Annotated in this window: 19 protein-coding genes; 6 read left to right on the top strand and 13 right to left on the bottom strand. The window is 32.3% G+C overall.

Annotation, left to right across the window (positions count from 1 at the left end):
* Positions 1–94: 94 nt before the first annotated feature.
* Both DFQ08_RS02165 and DFQ08_RS02160 read right to left on the bottom strand, forming a co-directional pair.
* On the bottom strand, positions 95–1,573 hold the full coding sequence (locus DFQ08_RS02165) for a sensor histidine kinase (RefSeq protein WP_114308151.1): 1,479 nt from the start codon (positions 1,571–1,573) through the stop codon (positions 95–97).
* Positions 1,574–1,579: 6 nt separating this feature from the next.
* Complete coding sequence (locus DFQ08_RS02160) at positions 1,580–2,287, bottom strand: response regulator transcription factor (protein ID WP_114308150.1); 708 nt, start codon at positions 2,285–2,287, stop codon at positions 1,580–1,582.
* A gap of 493 nt (positions 2,288–2,780) precedes the next feature.
* On the opposite strand from DFQ08_RS02160, the gene DFQ08_RS02155 reads away from it, so the two are divergent.
* The 6 genes from DFQ08_RS02155 (at position 2,781) to DFQ08_RS02130 (ending at position 7,169) form a co-directional block, all read left to right on the top strand.
* A complete protein-coding gene (locus DFQ08_RS02155) occupies positions 2,781–4,076 on the top strand; it encodes a site-specific integrase (protein WP_114308149.1) in 1,296 nt (431 codons plus the stop codon).
* Between the two features lie 16 nt (positions 4,077–4,092).
* A complete protein-coding gene (locus DFQ08_RS02150; protein ID WP_114308148.1) occupies positions 4,093–4,884 on the top strand; it encodes a hypothetical protein in 792 nt (263 codons plus the stop codon).
* A gap of 76 nt (positions 4,885–4,960) precedes the next feature.
* Complete coding sequence (locus DFQ08_RS02145; RefSeq protein WP_114308147.1) at positions 4,961–5,251, top strand: helix-turn-helix domain-containing protein; 291 nt, start codon at positions 4,961–4,963, stop codon at positions 5,249–5,251.
* A 1-nt stretch (position 5,252) separates the two neighbouring features.
* Positions 5,253–5,954 (top strand): hypothetical protein, encoded by a 702-nt coding sequence (locus tag DFQ08_RS02140; RefSeq protein ID WP_114308146.1) that lies wholly within the window; start codon positions 5,253–5,255, stop codon positions 5,952–5,954.
* A complete protein-coding gene (locus tag DFQ08_RS02135) occupies positions 5,951–6,679 on the top strand; it encodes a P-loop NTPase family protein (RefSeq protein ID WP_114308145.1) in 729 nt (242 codons plus the stop codon). Before DFQ08_RS02140 ends, DFQ08_RS02135 begins: the two co-directional genes overlap by 4 nt.
* Positions 6,680–6,737: 58 nt before the next feature.
* Entirely contained in the window at positions 6,738–7,169 is a 432-nt protein-coding gene (locus DFQ08_RS02130; protein ID WP_114308144.1) for a hypothetical protein, read from the top strand.
* Positions 7,170–7,181: 12 nt separating this feature from the next.
* On the opposite strand, the gene cap12 is transcribed toward DFQ08_RS02130, so the two are convergent.
* The 11 genes from cap12 to DFQ08_RS02075 all read right to left on the bottom strand — a co-directional run bounded on the left by cap12 (position 7,182) and on the right by DFQ08_RS02075 (position 21,010).
* The gene (cap12, locus tag DFQ08_RS02125) at positions 7,182–8,099 is read right to left on the bottom strand and encodes a CBASS system CD-NTase-associated NAD(+) hydrolase Cap12 (protein WP_114308143.1); all 918 of its coding nucleotides are present in this window, start codon (positions 8,097–8,099) and stop codon (positions 7,182–7,184) included.
* 1 nt (position 8,100) lies between these two features.
* On the bottom strand, positions 8,101–9,174 hold the full coding sequence (locus DFQ08_RS02120; RefSeq protein ID WP_114308142.1) for a hypothetical protein: 1,074 nt from the start codon (positions 9,172–9,174) through the stop codon (positions 8,101–8,103).
* A 3-nt stretch (positions 9,175–9,177) separates the two neighbouring features.
* Positions 9,178–9,408 carry a DUF2188 domain-containing protein gene (locus DFQ08_RS02115; protein WP_114308141.1) on the bottom strand — a complete coding sequence of 77 codons (231 nt, stop codon included), beginning with the start codon at positions 9,406–9,408 and terminating at the stop codon, positions 9,178–9,180.
* Positions 9,409–9,751: 343 nt separating this feature from the next.
* Entirely contained in the window at positions 9,752–11,515 is a 1,764-nt protein-coding gene (locus tag DFQ08_RS02110; RefSeq protein ID WP_114308140.1) for a hypothetical protein, read from the bottom strand.
* Positions 11,516–11,604: 89 nt separating this feature from the next.
* Positions 11,605–15,090 carry a DEAD/DEAH box helicase family protein gene (locus DFQ08_RS02105; protein WP_114308139.1) on the bottom strand — a complete coding sequence of 1,162 codons (3,486 nt, stop codon included), beginning with the start codon at positions 15,088–15,090 and terminating at the stop codon, positions 11,605–11,607.
* Positions 15,091–15,102: 12 nt separating this feature from the next.
* Positions 15,103–15,684 (bottom strand): GIY-YIG nuclease family protein, encoded by a 582-nt coding sequence (locus DFQ08_RS02100; RefSeq protein WP_114308138.1) that lies wholly within the window; start codon positions 15,682–15,684, stop codon positions 15,103–15,105.
* Positions 15,684–16,979, bottom strand: coding sequence for a hypothetical protein (locus DFQ08_RS02095; RefSeq protein ID WP_114308137.1), 1,296 nt, complete (start codon positions 16,977–16,979; stop codon positions 15,684–15,686). The genes DFQ08_RS02100 and DFQ08_RS02095 overlap by 1 nt, the downstream gene beginning before the upstream one ends.
* A gap of 58 nt (positions 16,980–17,037) precedes the next feature.
* A complete protein-coding gene (locus DFQ08_RS02090; protein WP_114308136.1) occupies positions 17,038–17,379 on the bottom strand; it encodes a hypothetical protein in 342 nt (113 codons plus the stop codon).
* A gap of 62 nt (positions 17,380–17,441) precedes the next feature.
* Positions 17,442–18,596 carry a restriction endonuclease subunit S gene (locus tag DFQ08_RS02085; RefSeq protein WP_220235570.1) on the bottom strand — a complete coding sequence of 385 codons (1,155 nt, stop codon included), beginning with the start codon at positions 18,594–18,596 and terminating at the stop codon, positions 17,442–17,444.
* Positions 18,597–18,607: 11 nt separating this feature from the next.
* A complete protein-coding gene (locus DFQ08_RS02080) occupies positions 18,608–20,125 on the bottom strand; it encodes a type I restriction-modification system subunit M (RefSeq protein WP_114308134.1) in 1,518 nt (505 codons plus the stop codon).
* Between the two features lie 6 nt (positions 20,126–20,131).
* Positions 20,132–21,010, bottom strand: coding sequence for a hypothetical protein (locus DFQ08_RS02075; protein ID WP_114308133.1), 879 nt, complete (start codon positions 21,008–21,010; stop codon positions 20,132–20,134).
* Positions 21,011–21,014 lie beyond the last annotated feature (4 nt).

Genomic DNA, 21,014 nt, shown 5'->3' with positions numbered 1-21,014 from the left:
AATATGTTAATGATTATATACCTACAAATATCTTCCGAGAGTATCACCAAATTATAACAGCGCCATAACTATAGTGTAAATTATTATATAAAATTTATAACGAAGCCGTTCTTTTAAGCACGGGCAGATTGAAATAAAACTGGGTTCCTTGGTTTAGAATGCTGTCTACTTTTATAGTGGAATTATGAAGGTCCATAATCTTTTTAACAATGGCCAACCCTAGTCCGCTACCTTTTGTAGCATCGGAATAAAATTTGCCCTTGCGGTAACGTTCAAATATATAAGGCAACTCTTGTGACGCTATACCGCTTCCGGTATCGGAAACTTTTACCATCACCTGATTATTTGCGGTATAAAGCTCTAAGGTAACGACATCACCCTGCTCACAATGTTTAATGGCATTGTCTATGATGTTCTGTAATGCTCTATCGATTAAAGCGATATCCGCGTATACAAAAGGAAGATCTTTAGAATACACTGTATTTATGCTTACCCCTTTATTTTTGGCTATAATGCGGTATTTATCGGCAATATCTTGAATAATTTCTGCCATTTGTAAGGCTTCCGGCTGCACCGCTTTTTGGTTGGCTTCCAAAACACTTAGCTCAAACAAATCGTTAACCAATTTTTTGAGACGTTCCGAATTTTTAAGCACAATTTCCATGTAACGTTGCTTTTCCTTTTCTTCTAGGCGGTCTCCTTTAATCATTATGGTTTCCACAAAACCTTGAATGGAAGCAATAGGTGTTCTTAAATCGTGTGAAATATTTGCAATAAGTTCTTTACGTAAGTTGTCTACACTCTGCAAATCTTGAATATTACTTTGTATGGTATCGGCCATATCGTTATAGGTATTGGCCAATAATCCCATTTCGCCATGTTGTACTCCTGCAACGCGAGCGTTGTGATCCCCATTTTTAAAGGAGGTAAACGCCGCAATAATTTTATTAAAATTTCTTGTGATAATATAAATGGACAGCAATGCCACCAATAAGGCTGCAAATAGTGCATATAAAATATTACGCATGCTGAGTTTACGAATATAGCTGGCCTCATGTTTTTTAATTAGCGAGTCGTAATCGTTACCACCAACAATCGTATAGATATACCCTACTTTTTTATCTTTATAAAGGTAAGGTGCTGCTGAAAATATTTTTTTTGTTCCCGGTAATTTTGGATCATCTCCCTTAATAAACACTTCGCCATCTTGTGCTATAAATTCGGTTATCGGTTGTAAATCGATGCGTTTTGCTTTCACCTCTTTATTCATGGCAACATGCTTCAGAATATTCCCTTCTAAGTCTAATAAATAGACTTCCGTTGCCGGATTAGTGGCCATAACATGATGCATTAAACTGCTCATTTTAGAACCCACTACCGAGTCCCCATCGTAGAGACCTTGAATTTCTTCAACAATAAAACCAGCGACATTTTTATTTAAGCCTTGGGTAATTTCATCGTGATAATCTTCCGAAAGTTGTGTAGATGTTTTGGTAATTAAAAAGGCGAGTACTACAAATAAGAGGGTAAGGACACCCGCAATTTTGTAGAATAAAGTATTTTTTGTTTTCATAAGGTCTTAGGATTCAGAAAATCGGTAGCCCACGCCCCAAGTGGTGAGTATGTATTTAGGGTTTCCAGGGTCTTGTTCTATTTTTGCGCGTAAGCGGTTAATATGAGAATTTACGGTGTGTTCGTAACCTTCAAATTCATAGCCCCAGATGCGGTGTAATAATTGCGCACGGCTATAGGTTTTACCAACGTTATTGGCTAATAAACAGAGTAGTTCAAATTCTTTGGGTGTAAGATTAAGTCGCTTGCCTTGTAATTCTACTTTTCGCATTTCCTGATTAACCACAAGATCTTTACGGGTTAATACCGGTAAGTCGGTGTCTTCTTCTGAAGCCGTACTTGTAGTACCGAAGCTTTGGCGCCTAATAATGGCTTTGACACGCGCTTGCAATTCGCGAACGCTAAAAGGCTTGGTCATATAATCGTCTGCTCCGGTTTCAAGTCCTAAAATCTTATCGATTTCATCGCTTTTACTCGTAAGCATAAGTATAGGCGTATTAACTTTTGAAGCTCTTAATTCTCGACAAATATCTAAGCCTTTTTTACCGGGAAGCATTAAATCTAAAATAATAAGGTCGTACGTATGGGTAGAGGCTTCTATAAAACCTTCGTTACCATTATAGCAACTTTTTACGCTTGTTTGATCGTCTTCAAGGTTGATAGTGACCAATTCTGCGATATGCACATCATCTTCAACAACTAAAATTTGAACCATTTTAATATATTTTGTGGGCAATCTAGTCTTAAAGTATCAAGAAAGTATCCCGATATTATGTCATTTAAAAAATAACATCTGCTTCGATTACAGGTTAATACTTCAAATAGACGAAAGAAGCTGAAGATGCTTTCACATTGAAAAAAGTAAATTGATTGAAGCGCTCCATAAAAGCTGCTGAATCCTAAAAAAGAACGGATATAGATCTTATTTATATACCCTTAGAAAAAGAAGCGTCGCTAAGGCCTAGAAAAAACAAAACCCTTGAAACATTAAATGCTTACAAGGGTTTATAATTTTGGAAGTGGTCCCACTTGTACCACTTATATGTTTATATCTATTTATATGATTTTATATAAATATAACTAAAAACCCTTTATTTATAGTCAATAAGAGCTATTTAAAATAAATTTAATACTTTTGATATATCAATATATAAACCAAATGTTGTCCCTTTATTTGTCCCTTTTAATATTATAATATAAATGAGCTTATGAGTAAAGCAATTCAATCAACTTCAGGAACTCTAAAATATCGTCTTAAAGACCCTAAAGCAAATGGAGAATCCTCAATAATTTTAGATTATAGCTTTGGTAGAAGAAATCGTATAAAATTCTCAACAGGATATAAAGTAAAACCTAAAAACTGGGATAAGGTAAATCAACGTATTAGAGCTGTATCAACAATTAATAATCGAGAAAAAGTAAACAGTGATTTGTTGAGATTTTCAAGTGAATTTATTGATGCGGTTACGAAGTTAGATGAAGCTCAGAAACAAGATAGAGACGTACTAAAAAGTATTTTAACTAGAATAGTTCGTGGTATAAAAGAAGAAAAGAAAATAGATTTTACATTCTTTAATTACGCCGATGATTATATCGAAAGGAAAGAAAATCAAGCTAATAATATAGAATCGATAAAACTCAAACCCATTACTGTTCGAGCATATAAACAAACAATTAAACGATTAAGAGAATTTGATAAAGAACAAGGATACAATCTTAACTTTAACAATATCGATTTACAGTTCTATTATGCTTTTGTTCAATACTTAGAGACACAAAACTATTCAATAAACACAATTGGTAAACACATTAAGAACATAATAGCCTTATTAAACAGAGCAACTGAAGATGGGGTCAACACCTATTTAAAATATAAACACAGAGAGTTTAAGGTCTTAACAGAAGAATCTGTATCTATCTACTTAACAGAAACAGAAATAGACGCATTATATCATATAGACTTATCAGCCTGTCCTGAATGGGAACTAGCTCGTGACATTTTTCTAATTGGATATTATACTGGCCAAAGAGTTTCAGACTACAATGGAATATCAAAGGATCAAATCAAAACATTTAACGGAAAACGAGTTTTTGAATTCAATCAGCAAAAGACGAATAAGCGAGTGTATGTTCCAATTCATTCTAGAGTAGAAAAAATAATGAAAGAGAGATATAACAGCTTACCTCCAAAATCTCTTAATAGTCCTGATATTAATAAATACATTAAGAAAGCTGGAAGAAAAGCAGGTATTGAAGCCCCCGTAACCATTAAGAAGATAGTTCACGGGAATCGAATAACTGATACAGTAAAAAAACACGATCTTATTGTGACCCACACTGCACGTAGATCTTTTTGTACTAATGCTTACTTATCAAAAATGCCAGTAATTGATATTATGGCTATTAGTGGTCACTCCACCGAAAGAGAGTTTTATAAATATATTAAAGTTTCACCTCAAGAGCGTGCAGTAAAAATTGCTGATAGCGCTTTCTTCACTAATTAACAAATAACTAATATAAATGATAAAAAAGTATAAGAAAGAAGCTTTTTCAATAGACCCGATACCGTTTAATGAAAGAAAAAAAGATAACACCTATAACGGTAACTCATTTCAGCTTAAAAACTATGAGAATTACGAACCCAAATTAGAAAATGACTTTTATATAAAATATTTTATAAAAGAACTTTTGTTTGAAATCGATATTCTAGAAGTAGATGATTTTCTTCAATACCATTTTGAAAATTGTAAAAATGCCGACCTAAATTTATCTGTTTTAGAACTGAAAATAGTACCTAAAACTAAAGATATAATTATTAATGCCAAGGCATTTCTAGACGTCAACAACACCTACTACAATGAGATTCTTCTAGAAGATGGCTTTATAGAAACTGAAGGTATAATTAAAAATTCACAATACGAATACGGTCAAATGCTTCATTTCACAGGCTTTAATAATCTTCAAAACGATTTAGAACAACGCTTAGAATTAATACTAACTTTTACAACAAAATCAAAAGAAACTGAGAATGAAAATGTTTTAACTTGGACTGGAAAACCAACCCATTTAGCCTTCATCATAAGCCAATTATTGAACAATGAATACATTGACGCTCCTTTAAAAAATGATGGGGAAATTAATTATACTGAATTATCGAAACAAATTCAAAATTCATTCAACTTCACCAATAAAACACCATCTATAGAAACGTTACGTCGTTATACAAATATCGAATCAGAAAAGTATTATAAATTAAATGACAACTTCAAAGAGAAAGGGTTTTACTTACCAAATTCAAAAATGATGGGTTGAGTACCGGTACCCACAGGTACTTTAAAAGCAGAGGTTTAGGGATAGATTTGCCAAAAATAATTAACAATAATATCAAATGAAATCAAATCGACTACATTTCTATCAGACAACTCCTGAAGAACTTACGAGCACCATTTTAAATGGTGTTGACAATAAACTACAGGAGTTTTTTGACAAATTTCTAAAATCTCTTAACACTGAAGAGGATGAACTTCTAACCATTGAAGAAGCTCTAAAAATTTTAAAATGCTCAAACCAAACCTTATGGAACTGGCGTAAAGCAGGTATAATACCTAGTCACCGTATTGGTAACCGAATTTATATTAAAAGAAGCGATATAAACGCTAAACTCATAAAACAAAACTAAGATGGGTAACAAAGGGTTTATAATGCTGTATAGAGAGCTAACAGAATGGGAGTGGTACACTGACATCAATACGTTTAAGGTATTTACACATTGCTTACTAAAAGTTAACTACAGTAAAAAACGTTGGCAAGGGATTTTAATACAAAAAGGAGAGTTTATAACCTCATATGAGAAACTTGCCATTGAAACCGGATTAACAATAAGCAAAGTTAGAACGGCTTTAGGGAAATTAAAATCTACTGGATATATATCTGTTCAAACTACAGTAAGCTATACTAAAATAACTGTATTACAACTTAATAGATATGTTGCTGAAACAACAATAGAAATCAACACACCGTTTGACAAACACAATGACAAACACAATGACACACCAAATAACAACTTAATAGCAAGTCAGTCACAAACGTATACCAATCAAATAACAACAACTAATACTAATAATAAGAACAGTATAAAAAAAAGAAAAAAGAGATTTAGAGAACAGGTTTACTCTCACTCTCATTTTAATTCCAAGATATTAGATTCTTTTTATAATTATTGGAGTGAACTAAATTTAGAAAAGACAAAAATGCGATTCGAGACCGAACGTTTCTTTGAATTTGAAATGCGACTAAAAAAATGGAAGGATAATGAAAGGCCTAAAAATGAATATCGTTACGAAAAATCAGAATTATTAACTAATAGACCAACAAAATTATGAGAATAGGAGAAACCCAACCTATCAGAGAGGTATTTAGTCTTATTTCGAGCCCAACGTCAAAAAAAACTAAACCTAATACCTCAAAAAGCAAAACCATAATCACTAAACAACAATTATGGAACCTCTTCTGCAACGATTTTTTTAAAATTCACGGTAAAGTCATTACCCAAAATGAAGATGCCATAGAAAACCTAAAGGTCTTATTCTATTACTTCTTGGAGGATTCTGATTTTTTTAAATCAAAAAATTTAATTAAACATTTAAATGAACCAACTTTTAATAAAGGACTTATCATTATTGGAGGTGTAGGAATTGGTAAAACGGCTTACCTAAAGTGTTTCGAAAATATCTTTCACCGTTTCTCTTCACTACGATTTAAAGGTTATAGTGCTAAGCATCTTGTTCGTGAATTCGAGAAATGCACATCACCATTAGACAAAGATTTATTCTATAATGAAATAGACAGAAAAAGAATTTTTATAGATGATATCGGATCAGAAAAAGATGCAAGTAACTATGGAATTATTAATCTTATTGGTGAAATTATTTCAGATAGATATGACAAGAATCAAAAAACCTTTTTAACTACAAATTTCATAAATGCTAACCATAACGTAGAAGATACCTTACAAGCTCTAGGTAAGCGATACGGACACCGTAACTACGATAGACTCTTCGAAATGTGTAATATTATAGTATTCACAGGACAGAGTATGAGAAAATGATAAAACGTTAAATTAAATCTTATTTAACCTTTTACCTAACCATAACAACAATTTTACCATGAAAAAAGACTGCAATTATTGTCAAAATGAGTTTAACGCAAGAAGAAAAAATCACATCTATTGCTCTAACAGCTGTAAAACTCTAGCTAGCTACAAGAGAAATAATTATAAGTATGTTGCTGGACATTATGAAAAAAAAGAAATTACTATTACTAAAAATAGGGAGAATGTTTCGAATCTTGTACTAAACGCTATTAAAGAATTAGAAAATAAAATAGAAGTCATAGCTGCCCAACCAGAAATTAATAGTAGTTCCATATCTAATTCTGCTATTGGTTCTGCTGCTGTCGATGTCTCAGTATATGCAGCCAAAAAACTTTTTGCTCCTCATACTTTATCCGCTACGAAAGGAGATATGGAAATTTTAAAAAAAGAAATAAACGAACTAAAATTTCTAATAAGTAGAAAAAATAATTCGCTTTTTCAATAACTCTAGTCAAAATTATGATCTTACAATCTCTACAAATTCATCAAAATCATTTTTCGTTAGAATCTTATTCAAAGTATCAATGAATTTATTAAGTTCTCGTTCTATTATCAAATTGTAATCGTCTGTTTGATGCTTATAATCCTTTGGAAGATGATTTGATATTGCATAATCGATACCCGTAAGGGTTGTAGGAAAATCTAGAAGAATCAATTTACCTCCTACAACTTTAGCATCAACATAAACATTTCGAGGCCTCCCAAAAGCACTAAATGATAGTTTATCTACACCAATATCATTTTGGATTTTATTAAAAGCTAAGTTTAAATCATTAGGTAATTTATATGGTATGATTATTCTTAGTTTACAATCTGGATAATTATTATTCTTATAAGTAAAACCATTATTTTTCACGTAATGCTCACATACATGCTTTACAAAGTTTTCATAATAAGCATATGCTAAAGTGTTAGAAGGAAAAAAATTCAGTTCTGTGTTGCTAGCGTTGAGAAACATTTGTTTAATTCCATTGATTCTATCAGCAAGTGTGCTATTATTATACATAGCCAAAGTAATACCCCCTAAATCGGATGGTACTTTTACGGACTCTTCAATCAAAAAAGCACATTTCTCCAAACCTAAACGTCCAGTAAACAATCCTAACTCAAATAAGACGTTATCTCGTGCAGTAAGCTTTTCTTCTCCTCTATATTCCAACTTGTCATCTGGTGTTCCTATTAAAATTCCAAAATCAAATTTTAAAGTTGCAGTAAGTAAATCAGATAAAAAATTATTGTTAATCTTAAAGATAGACTTATCCCATATAGATTCATCCCATATAACAACATCAAAATCTTGTTCCAATATTGATTTAACAATTTTGGCAGTACCTAACTCTTCACTTGAACTTCCGATAAATATTCTTTTTTTCATATTATAAAAATCTTGTTATTGCGTTATTACCTACCAAGTCCTTCTTAATAATATTTAGTTCATTTAAAAGAATAAACAATTGACTATACTTTTCAGGTTTATCTCTAAAAATATATTCAGTACCATCAATCGATTTTATGTTATTACGGTAAAAATCGTCTGCAATAATTTTTCCTAACTCTACTTGCAAAACATAAACAAGCTCATAATACGGTTTATAGTCGTATGAAAGAGAGTCTATGTTATAGCATATTGATGAAATATCGAAACTGCTAATTTTGATTTTGATATCTGAATCAGCTTTAATTGTTTTCAAAAACCTAATCATTTTCTTCAGACGTCCATTAACGCTCTTGTCTTTATCATTTAGCAGTTTTATTTTTAAAAACGGGTAATCCACGGGTAATCTTACATTTTTATTTTTGTCATAAATACAAATACCTTTATCAGTTTTATCACCTGATTTTGTTGATTTTACAGACCTATACCAAGATGCGGTTACAACATCAACTTTACGTTTAGGGTTTGTTATATTGACTTCTATAGATTTATCTTTTGAAATATCTACATCATTATATATTATACCAAGCACGTTTTCGGCTTCTAGTCGCATAGTCCGTAAATCTTGATCAGCATTACCAGTATAAGTTGAACCTTCAATTACCTTTAATAATGCCCACCGTTGCGTTTCAGTAAGATTTGATTTTCGATATTCTTCCGTAAATTCAGTTCTTGAATCGTGACCATAAAATTTATTACACAATTGAACAAGATCAATATCACTATAACCTTTTATATGAGTATTACTCATTACTGATCCTTGATACTCATAATCTAGATTTGGATTATTGTTTTTAAGATGAGTTTTGACTTTATCGCCTGCAACTATTGTATTCTGTGTATATGCTGGCTCAACACCTTGCATAGATCGCTTAATATATTCCATAACTTTAGAGCCTGACAAAGCTTTTAATTCCACCCTAAGTGATTCATTTAAAAGTCTTGATTCATCGATCGCTGCTGGATTATATCTAGACTTAACTCTACCTATTAATTCATCGTAATTCTTTTCCATATTTTATCCTTTAGATTGTTTTGGGTCGTTAGCTCGTGGGTAGGTTCTTTCTTCTTGAAAACCACCTTTATTTTTGTGAATTTTAAGTGAACCACCACCTTGGCTTTGAACAAAATCCCTTGCCGTCTTGATAGCCTCTGTCTTATTCGTTTTAATAATTTTAGAAGCGCGCTGTGCATTCTCTTTCTTAAGTTTGTACACACCATTATCGTGTACTAAATGAAAATTTTCCATTTGTATTCTGAATTAATTAGATGGTCAACGTTTACAGACGATTGACCTAAACCGTGAAAGGAAATAGGAATATTTTGTAGGTTGGAAGTGAGACACTATATTTGCGCCACAAAATATGGGGTAGTATCCTTTACATTATACTACTCACTTTCAATTTTAAAAGTCCTTCCGGTCTAATGTTGGGACTTTTTTATGCTTATAAATTTGACAATCATTATTCCAAACTGTTAAGGCTTTCTTAAATTGACAAGTTGTCATTATGGACCTTTTATTCTCATCACTTTTTAGTTAAACTACATCTTAAACAGATGAACGAATTTGTAACCTACTGACACGAATGACATTAGGCAGCATCATTATTACCGTACATAGAATTGTTTTGCACATTGGTTTCTTGGTCACGCCATTCTTGCTTCCCAGATTTAAGAATTTTGATACCAGTAAATCCTAAAGTATTGCGCTCATCATTTATAGGATAATTGCTAATTAGAAGACCAAATTGATATGGATTCTTTTTAAAGAAAATATTACCAAAATCATTTTCTAAATTACAGTTCCAATTACGATACACACGATTACTTGCTTGGTTATAACCAGAAGCGATACGTACAGTAACACCTTTTTGTTTGAAACGTGTTCCTTTTGTAGAAACATTGTAAAACGTTGCCTTAAAATAATCTAGTAAACGGTGGTATGCATCATCATCAATAAATGATAAACTTTCTCGCCCTGCTTCAGTTAGCAATTGATCATAAGTAAGGGCTTCAATATGCTCAATAGGTGTAAATGCTCCTTCAGATTGCGTTTTTACAAACTTTGTATGCGTGCTCAAGCCTCTAACATTACTATTGAATAAATCGTTACGCCAGTCTTCGTCTGCAAAAATCTCCCAATCTTGTTCAAACTGTGCATAGTGTTCTAATAGGCTTCTGCTGGCGATCAGTTTAAAATCACGATTTTTATGATACCCACAAAAACGACCTGTAATACCTTGCGCTCCGTTTGCTAGCTGTCTATCTCTTGGTTCAATACCAAAACGTACTTTTTCTTTAATTATACCTAAATCTTTACCGGCTGTAAGTGCTTGAACAATTATAAGTACTACGCGTTGTCCTCTTTTTAGAATCAAATCAGAAATCTCCTTAATCCCTTCATTAATACTAAAATCACATGCAACATCGGAACCGATTACGATAGTGGTACATTGCTTTTTATACTGATCCTTTAGTAACCTTCTTAACTCAATCGCTCTTGCGGTATTGGATACTCTAATGATTCCTAATCCATTCTCAAAAGCGTTTAAATGGTTTACATATTCTTCGGTCTTTGGATGAATTGAATAGTGTACTTCTCCATCTATTTCTTGAGATTGCATTGGTCTAAACCCTTCTGGAATGTCTTCAATAACACCATCAGCTAACATTTCAGAAATACCATAATACTCTGGTGGACGCACACCAACTATTACATCTACATCTGTTGCTCCTGTAAATTGTGCATCTAAAATATCATAAGGTGTAGCACTTACCGCAAGTAATTTAATATCTGGCATACGGTAACGAAGTTCAGCAAAAAAGGCTAATTCAAATGAAGATTCTACACCAGAACCATATTGGTCCTCGTCACGAACAATTAACTGCACATCAAATTCGTTTACGACTTTATGAGGATTTGGATGATTAAAGAAATCACTCATTTTCATTACTTTTAATACCGAAGGTTTCATATCACCTGTTACACAATCGTAATATTCACGTTGTAATACACGACAATTCTGATTGTATAAATCTGTATCACGCATACTCGTTACAAACAAGATGGATTCGTATTCTTTAATCAAACCTATTGCAGGTAATACATAATTGCATAAAAAATATACAGTTCCAGACTTGCCACTTTGCATCGAAGCTACAAATGCCATATTCTGATTGCCTTCTTTTAAAGACAAACCAATACGAAGTGCATTAATAATTTGATTAGGGAAGATTCCGGTTCTTGTCGAATTGTTTAATGTGTCCACGATATTCTCTTCTAGAGATTGTGGTGCGTCTAATTGCTGAAGAAGCGTTTCTATCTCAGCGTCCCAAAAGTTTTGATATGCAGTCATAAGAACAGTATTTAAGATTAATACTGCAATTATATGACGGAACTATGCAATATAATCGCATAGTCTATAAAAGAGATTAAGTAATGAGGTTAGTTTGCCTGGTTAAAGTCCTCCACAATTTTGAAGATTATGTCGCCTTGTTGTTTAGTAAAAACGCCATCAATACCCATGCTATGATAATTTTTAAATGGTGCATCATATAATTTACTAGGTTCTATCTTTCCATTACTGGTTAAGAATTTTTTTATAGTATCTAGAAATTGTATTTGTACTGCGTTTAGCTTGTAATCATTGGTGAATTTTGCAAAAGCAGCATCTACTTTCTCTGGACTTAAGCCCATTAACGCTATGATGAATTTTACTAGACTAAACTGTGAACCCAATTCTTTCTCAATAGCTTCTTTATCTATACCTCCTTTAAACAGTATATCTTCTAAAGCTTGTAATTCTTCTTTAGTAATAGTTTCCCCTTTTCTAATTCTAGCTATAGTAATATGGTTTTCATTCTCACGAATTAATTGCTCTAAACGATGTACATTATTTTGAAAGGGCGATGTATATTCTGGTGATTCTGTATCTGAAAATCTATTAGTTTTTATTTCATCTTCAATAATATAGTCTGCAAAATCTGTAGTAACATAACGCTGATCCTCTGGATCTATATATTTTACTAGCTCACGAACCCCTTTTCTTAGTTTCTCAAGGTGAACAATACCTTCTACTTTCCAGAAATCCTCTTCTAGTGGTAATTTTATTAATGCTTCTTTAGACTTGACCGCTGGTATAGTCGTTTTCTTTAAAAGTTTTTTTGATGTCCCTACTACTTTTGTAATAGGTATCATAAAGCTATTGATATACTCTTCACTGTTTGGTGTTTCGAGTCTTTTAGTTATTAGCGTGAAAAGTAATTTATCATAATATCTCGCTAAGTCTGTATCTCCTTTTTGTGGTTTAACTAAAGGTGCTAATTCATCTTCTATATGCTTTACATCACGTTTGGATAAATGGTTCCAGATCTCACGATTTTCATTACCAAATTCGTGTACTATTTCTAGTTTCATTTTTACATCAAATCGATCTAAATCTAGTATTTCAATATCTTTATGTAAACCATCTAACAACTCCGTTCTAAAATTTTGTAGTGCATCATCGTCTATAAACTGATTGCTTTTTAAATATTCTGCAAGACGTAATCTTAAGCCAAATAAAATCTCTGTTAAACTCTTTTGTGAGCTTGTTTCAATACCCTCTGGATTTTCATTAAAAAATTCAAAATTGCCACATAGGTCAAAAATTAAGAAATGCGTTTTATCTTGACCAGCACCAAACAAATCTGGACGTAAACGAGAACCACGACCTATCATTTGCCAAAACTTAGATTTAGATTTTACTGGTTTATAAAACACTAAATTCACACAACTCGGAGCATCAATTCCTGTGTCCATCATATCTACAGAGATAGCAATTTGTGGTAAACGATCCTTCTCTTCATCACAAAAACGATTAATAAACTCTTTGGCTTTATCTTCTTTATGTGTTATCACTTTTACATAATCATTACCAAATTGTTCTTTATCTAATTCCATAAAGGTGTCTTTAAGAAATTGAGCATGCTTCCTGTTTTTTGCAAAAATGATAGTTTTACCTAATTCATCACCACCTCGTTTTTTGATGCCATTTTCTAAAACATATTGTAGTGTTTTTTTAGCTGTAGGCTTATTGAATAACCAGGTGTTTAATTCTGAAGAGGCAATCCATTCATTTCCTGTTGCTTCTTCTCCATCTAGTATTTCTTCTTCAAACTCCTCTTTTTCTACCTCTGAAAGCTCGTCGTATTTAATCCCTTCTCTTAAAAATTTTGTTGGTACTTCTATAGTATAATAAGGTACTAAGTGTTTGTTAGCAACAGCTTCAGGGAAATCATAGGCATCCGTTGGTGATTTGTCGGGCAAACCGAAAACATGATAGGTGTTTTTATCAATATTACCTTTTGGTGTAGCAGTCAAGCCCAAGAATAAGGCATCGAAATACTCAAAAATAGCTTGGTATTTTTTATAAATAGAGCGGTGTGCTTCATCAATAATAATTAGATCGAAATGTCCAACACCATAAAAACGAGCTTCTTCTTCACGACTACGGTCTATTAACCCCATCATTGTTTGATAGGTTGAAAAGGCAAAACGTGCTTCTAGATTGTCTTTTTCTTCTAATAAATTTACACTGGTATGTTCTGGTAGATGTTTTACAAAGTTTCGTTTTGCTTGATCTACTAAACTAGTTCTATCTGCTAAAAATAAAATACGTTTAGCCCAATTACACTCTAATAAGAGTTTCGAAAAAGCGATTGAGGTTCTAGTTTTTCCTGTTCCTGTTGCTAATACTAGTAATGCGCCACGATTGGTACCTACTAACTTTCCGACACTTTTATCATTTCCTGTAAAATGTTCTGCAATACTTTTAATAGCACGCATTTGGTAAAAACGTTCTACAATGTCAGTGTCTATTGTTGCAGTACGAATATCTTTACGATGTGTACGACGAAACATAACCGTTTGTAATTCTGCTTTGGTATAAAAACCGTGTACAGGTCTTGCTTGTTTGTAAAACTGATCGTCCCACAAGAAAATTTCATAACCATTACTGTAATACATTACAGGTCTTTGCCCATGCATTTTTTCTAAACTATCAGCATACAGTTGCGCTTGATTTTCACCTTTGCTCGCACTTTCCAAGGTGCGTTTTGCTTCTACAAGTGCTAGTGGTAAACCGTCATCATCCCATAATACATAATCTACATAGCCTGTTTCTGAGGTGTTTGTAGATTTGGGCATGTATTGCACCTTGTATTCTTTATCGTTAACTCCTTTTAAATCCCAACCCGCTTCACGTAAAGCTACATCTATAAGATACTTACGTGTTTCTGCTTCGTTACGTGGATGGTTAACTTCATCTTCTACATTAGCCTCAACTTTATTCGCTTCTATTTGTGCTTGTAATGCTTCTATTTGCTTTTTAAATAGCTCATTTTCATCAGCTAGTTGCTGTCTTTCGGCTTCTTTGGTTTTTAGTTGCTCTTGATACGTATCTAGTTCTTTATCAAGTTGCTCTTGAAGTTGTTTTATTTGTTTGCGTGAAAGTGTACTACCACCTTCTTTAGGAAGATAATCAAAATCAAAAATTCCTATTTCACTTACTGGCTCTTTAGCGTATGATTTGATAAACCACTTGCCAAAATAGAAGAGTGCCTCTATAGCTTTGTGTGAATCTATATCATTTACTGGCTTGTTGTGTGCTGCTAAGTTTCCTGCATTCTTAATAATGAATAATTCATTATATAATTTATGATTGAATTGTTCTTTAAATTCCGGCTGTACTAATAAGTTATGTAAGGTTGTGTTATATTGTTGCTCGAGGTCTTCGTCATTCGCATACATCCAATTTATAGCTTCTTCTAACGCCATACGACTATAAACTAGTGATGTACGTGGATCTGGAATAACCAACTGTTCTGCCTTAACTGCTCTATCGTGAAAGGTGGCAAACTCGTCTTTAAGAAACTGGAAATTTGAATTCATACTTCTAATATACTAATGTGTTCGGAAAGTATTCCATTTTGTTTTTAAAATACCTGCTAATGCTACTTCATAAAAATACAATTCATAGTCATTTAATACTGGATATAGCACCACCTTAAAATTTCTCAAAATCTCCCTTTTTGGTTCTAGGATACTATTACTAGAACTTGCTCTAGTAAGTTCTTCTTTTTCGTTTTTTGCCATTAAATAAGCAAGGGTTGACTCATTATGCAATTTACCAAAACCGTGCTGTCTCAGTCTTCTGTATACAGTTCTACTAATTCCAACGTATACTGGTGTTACTTTACCTTTTATTTCCTCGCCAAAAACATACAAGCCTTTGAACTCATTATTAGATTTTACTTTTCCTGATTTTATATTGGGAAGATATCCCAACTCGTTAAATGCTTTTTTATTACGTATCACTGAATATTCCGGTTGAACACCACAGGTTTTGTGTAACTCAAAAAACAAATCATTAATACTTGGACAATTATTGAAGTTTAATTTTTTGAGAATAGTCCTAGCTATTTTATTTGCTTTAACTAATAACAAAGACAAATCACCTGGATATGTTTCTTCTCTGTAATTCATTATTTTATTAAAACCGTTTTAAATGCTTCTTTAACTTCATTAATTAAATGAATTAGATTTGTTAAATCATTTTTATCTGTATCTAATAATTGCAACTCTTTAAATGGTATACTTATACTTAATTCGTAACCAAAAGATATGTCAAATTGAGTACGATTAGAGTCAATTAACTTTTTATCCCACTTACAGTATTCCTTCCAATCATAATCATCATTAAAAGTAGTATCAAGTAGATTTTTAATAGAATCCCAATGCAAACTTTTTTTCTTTCTGCCAGAGTGATTATAAAAATTAGCTTTAGTGTATAATGGTTTTTTAAAATCTTTTTCTCCAGCCCATAGTCCAGTTATATAACTTTGACCAGAAAACTTAATATGATAATTTTTATTAATTTTTCTATCCTCCTTATTTATATAAAGCGTTTTTTTAAACTGAGGCTCACCATCACTTTTAAAAATATGATACCCTTGTGCTTTAGTATTTCCAGGGTAAACAGAAAAACTAACTTTTTCTGTCTTAAGGTTTAAGTATAAAAGGATTTCTTCTGCCCAACCAAAATTACATTTAATACCCAAACGGTTATTAATTGCTGTATTGTCTGAGTTTTCGATAGCATCATTTAACCTCTTTGAAATACTACTACTATTTTCAGTAAAGTTTAATGCACTTAATGACAATTGAGGTAACCATTGGTAGTTGTGCATTTTTATGTACGAAATAAAATTATCTAATAACCTAGATTTTTTATTAATAGCAATCTGATAATTATTTACACGAACTGCCATTTGCATAATTAGTGGCCAATTAAAATCTACAGCTGTAACATCGTTTTGCATTGTTAAAGACTCGTCACTTTTAATTGTATTAAAAGCTTGATTGTACAATTGCGCTGTACTATTATGATTGTTTGGTTTAACCTCAAAAATGACAGCCATGTTATCTATTTGAATAAATAGGTCTGTAACTGGGTTATACTCTTGATTATGGTTTTGATTATAAAAATCATTTCCCATGGCATTACCACTTATACGCACCGCAAATAAATGATCAAAGCCATCTATAGATTCTACAGGTTTTTGAATATCAATTTCTATTGGATTTTTATTTGTATAGTCATCAAAAATATTACTGTAAACATTCTCTTTTTGTGTTAAAATATGATTTAAAAACTGATGTAAAAACACGTCATTTTCTTGTAAAACAATAGCTAATGCTCTTGTTAGATCATCTTCTAATTGATAATTTTCTCTATTAACTTTAGAATAGGTTTTATAAATGTTTAAGTGTTTATTCATTTTTGATTAATAGCATTTAATTAAAATTATTTTACTTTTCATCCTTTATGATATTGTGCTAAGCATCTATTTGGTTACCAAAACAGGTTAAGGCTAAATTGGCAATCATGACAAAATAATCTGCACGAAGCTTCATTCCTGTTTTAGTATCAGGAAATTCAAACTTATTTATAGGATCTATTATTACACCTTTACGCCAGAATTTAAAAACAACAACAGTTTCTAGTTTGGTCTCTAATTTTTCTAAATTACTTCTTGTTATTTCACTTAATGTTAAACTACTTTTCTTATGGTATTCTATAAAAATAACATCTTTCCAAAGTTTTAACACTAAATCCTCATAAGGCGGATTAATAAAATATATTTTTCCAATATTAGTAGTTCTTTCTGATGCATACATTTTTTCAAGCAATGAAGCTCTATACAACTTATAATACGATATATATTTATAACTGGGCATATTTACACCAACTCCCCTTTAAACGCCTTTTGTAACAAACAATTAAACAAATCTTCACTTTCTTGTAGCTCTTGTTTGGCTAACGCCTTTTGTTGGTCAATTAAGGCTATTTTTTCTGCGAATTGGTTTTGGAGTTCAATAGGAGGCACAATAATTGGTATTGCTCTAACTGCATCTTTTCTTATAGTTTTTGTCACAGCTCCTTTAACCCTTTTACTAATCTGCCATTCACCATATTTTGTGTGTAAATAGAAATATGCAAACAAGCTATTCATACTAGGTTTCAACCGTAACATAAAAGCGTTCATACCTAAAGATACTGGACGATCTAAATATGGCATTAAATAAACTTTTCCAGCACTACCTATTTTATTAATAATAATTTCTCCACCATAAACCTTTGATTTTTTTAAAAAATTATATGCTTTTTCGGTAATATAATTTACGTCAGTTTCAAAATTATTGTTTTCCAAATCGGTAGTTCTTACCATTAGTGCATAATCTTTATCATTAGATAATTCGACGTTTTTACTTAAAATTTGATAACTACCATTTGCATGATAATCTGTTAACACATTGATATATGATCCAAATTCTTCAAATTTCCAATTTTTATCATTTACTCCAGGATCCCCAAACATATCCAAAAAGATAGATTGTGCAAGTGCATCGTATTCTTCTAAAAGCAATTTTGTTTTATCGCGTAAGGCAGCAGCATCGTCTAGAATCTGAGCGATGTGTTTTTGGGTTTTAGAATAATTATTTTCAAGATCAATTTTAGGAAAAGGGATTTCTTTATTTGAAAATCTAGAAATCCAGTATCGTTTATGAAGTTGAGTATCTATTCTTACTTGCTTCATTTGTAAATAAACATATTTCAAATCAACAAAACCCCCTTTAGCCGTAAGTATTTTCATAGCTGAAGATTTCACTTTAAAAGGGAAGTCTACATAATGAAAAGATGTCGTAAAATCATCAAATATTATTGCAGGAACATTTTTGAATACTCCTTCCTTTTCTTTAGTATATCCAAGCAAAAAAGATTTACCCGCTGTTAAAACTGGTGTTTCAAAACTATCATCATAATCAGTTGTCTTAACTATATATTTTGACGGTTGTTCATAATCTAAAACTTCGTTTAATTTTTTATACTCCAAACTCATCATTATTAAATAGAATTTAGATTAGCTAATATTTTATTACGCTCGTCAGATAAAAGATTGATTCTTTCAATTATTTCATTAGGCGCATCATATTCCACTTCTTCATACACAATTTCTTTATAGCGATTAATGGATAAGTCCCAATCGTTTTCTTTAATTTCAGCAAAAGGCACTAAGAAGGACTGTTCGGTTCGTGCTCTAGTGTCTTCATATCGTTTTGGAAAACGCGCTAAAATATCTGGCAGGTTAAATTTATCGTGCAGCTCGACTGCGCTCGATGTGACAACGCCATCAAAAGAAAAGGCTTCAAATACTTCTGGTTCCACCAATAGATTACGTTTATCGTCTAAAGATTTACCATCTGCCAACATATCGTAAAACCACACATTGTCTGTACCACCATTATCGGTTTTGGTAAACACAATAATAGCCGTACTTACTCCAGAATAGGGTTTAAACACACCACTAGGCAAGGAGATTACGGCTTCCAACTTATGGTTAGCTACAATTTCAGAACGTATGCTTTTAAAGGCTTTTCCGGCTCCAAACAAGACGCCATCTGGCACAATTACTGCGGCTCGCCCTCCTTTTTTCAATTGGCGAAGCATTAAAGCTAAAAATAGTAATTCTGTTTTTGTGGTGTCTGTTACATTACGTAAACCTGGCGCAATACTTTCTTTATCTATCGTGCCTTTAAATGGTGGGTTTGCCAATACTAATGTATAAGCATCACTTACCTCGTTATCCTTACTTACCGCATCTACATCTACAATATTAGGTTCTTCTACACCGTGTAAAAATAGGTTCATTGAGGCAATACGTAACATGGTAGCATCAAACTCGGTACCATTAAACATGTGTTTGTTTATGTGGTTTTTGTGTTTATCTAGCTCTGTAATATCGTAGTGCTTATCTATGTATTCTTTAGCTGCCACCAAAAAACCTGCGGTACCTACTGAAGGATCACAAATGGTGTCTTCTAAAGTAGGTTGCATCATTTCTGTCATTAACTTAATAATGTGTCTTGGTGTTCTAAACTGGCCAGATGTACCTCCACCTTCTAGTTTAGATAAAAGATACTCGTAAATATCTCCTTTTATGTCTTGTTTTGACATGTCTACACGCTCAAGTTTTTCAATAACTAGGTCTAAAGTTGCTGCTTTGTTTATGCCAAACGATGCGTCTTTCATGTAGGTAGAAAACAAACTTTTTTCGCTTCCTAAACTACGTATGAAAGGGAAAATACCATCAACAGAATTATTAAAAATGTTGTGACGTGCTTGTACGTCCATTTCTTTCAAATTTTTCCATCTAAAATCTTGCTGGTCTGGCCCGAAAACAGGGCTAAACTCTTTGTTAAGACGTTTTGCCATACGCTCGTTACGCGTTTCAGTTTCATCTAAATCTTTGATAAAAATGAGATATGTTAACTGCTCAACGATTGTGATAGTGTTTGATATTCCGCCTGTCCAGAAGGTGTTCCAGATGGCGTCTATTTGTTGTTTTATTTGTCCTGTGATCATGTAATTTTATAAGTAATTTTTATAGTTATTTTCTACAAATATTGGAAGCCACTCTAAAATTTCAATAAGTAAAAATTTGTTTGATGAAAAAGGTGCTTTTAAAATCTCATTGTCATCGATATGAGAATATCTATTGGTGGACTCTTTTAATTTTCTAAAGGCTGACTTTATGTCTTGAGGTATTGCTTTGTTTAGTTTATTTCCATTTGTTTCTCTATCTTCCATAAAACGGGTGCACCATTCATGGTTTGGTTTTCCATCATCTTTGAATAAGCCATTAGGGATACATGGAATAGGATTATTTAATCCGATATAAATAGCCTCTAGTAAATCTCTTTGAACATTAATGTTTCTTTTGCGGAAGTCTTTTGCCTCATAAGCTTGAATTATTTTCACTAATAAATGCTCATAAGTGTTACTAACGATACCTTTATCGAATGCTCTGAATGGTTCTTCATATTTTAATCTAGCTGTTCGGTAATCAGATTTAGCGATTTCTTGAGCAATGTATGTAAACATTTTGTCTCTATCTTCATCTTTCTTTTCATATATCTGAACATTACCTTCAAAAGATTCAAAACGATCTATAAAACCCGTATTCACACAGTACGGGATGTGTTTACCAATTTGCATTGCATAGGCATCCAAATCTTTTATAGCTCTTAACGCAAAATTATCCTTTTCGACCTCTTGGTCTGCTTCAATTTTGCCTTTTCCGTCTAGGATAACAAACTCTATTGTTGGGTCATTACGCAATAGCTCGAAGCCAGTTTCCCAATCTAATTTATATTCCAACTGAATGTTATTATGACGCGCTACTCCTGATAAGGATTCGCAATAATCTTTCTTATCGTCAACTAATAATATTCTTAAAGGTTTTGACATTATT

It is taken from the genome of Winogradskyella arenosi, assembly GCF_003337305.1.
GTDB classification, from domain to species: Bacteria; Bacteroidota; Bacteroidia; order Flavobacteriales; family Flavobacteriaceae; genus Winogradskyella; species Winogradskyella arenosi.
This window is presented reverse-complemented; position numbering and strand designations above follow the sequence as displayed.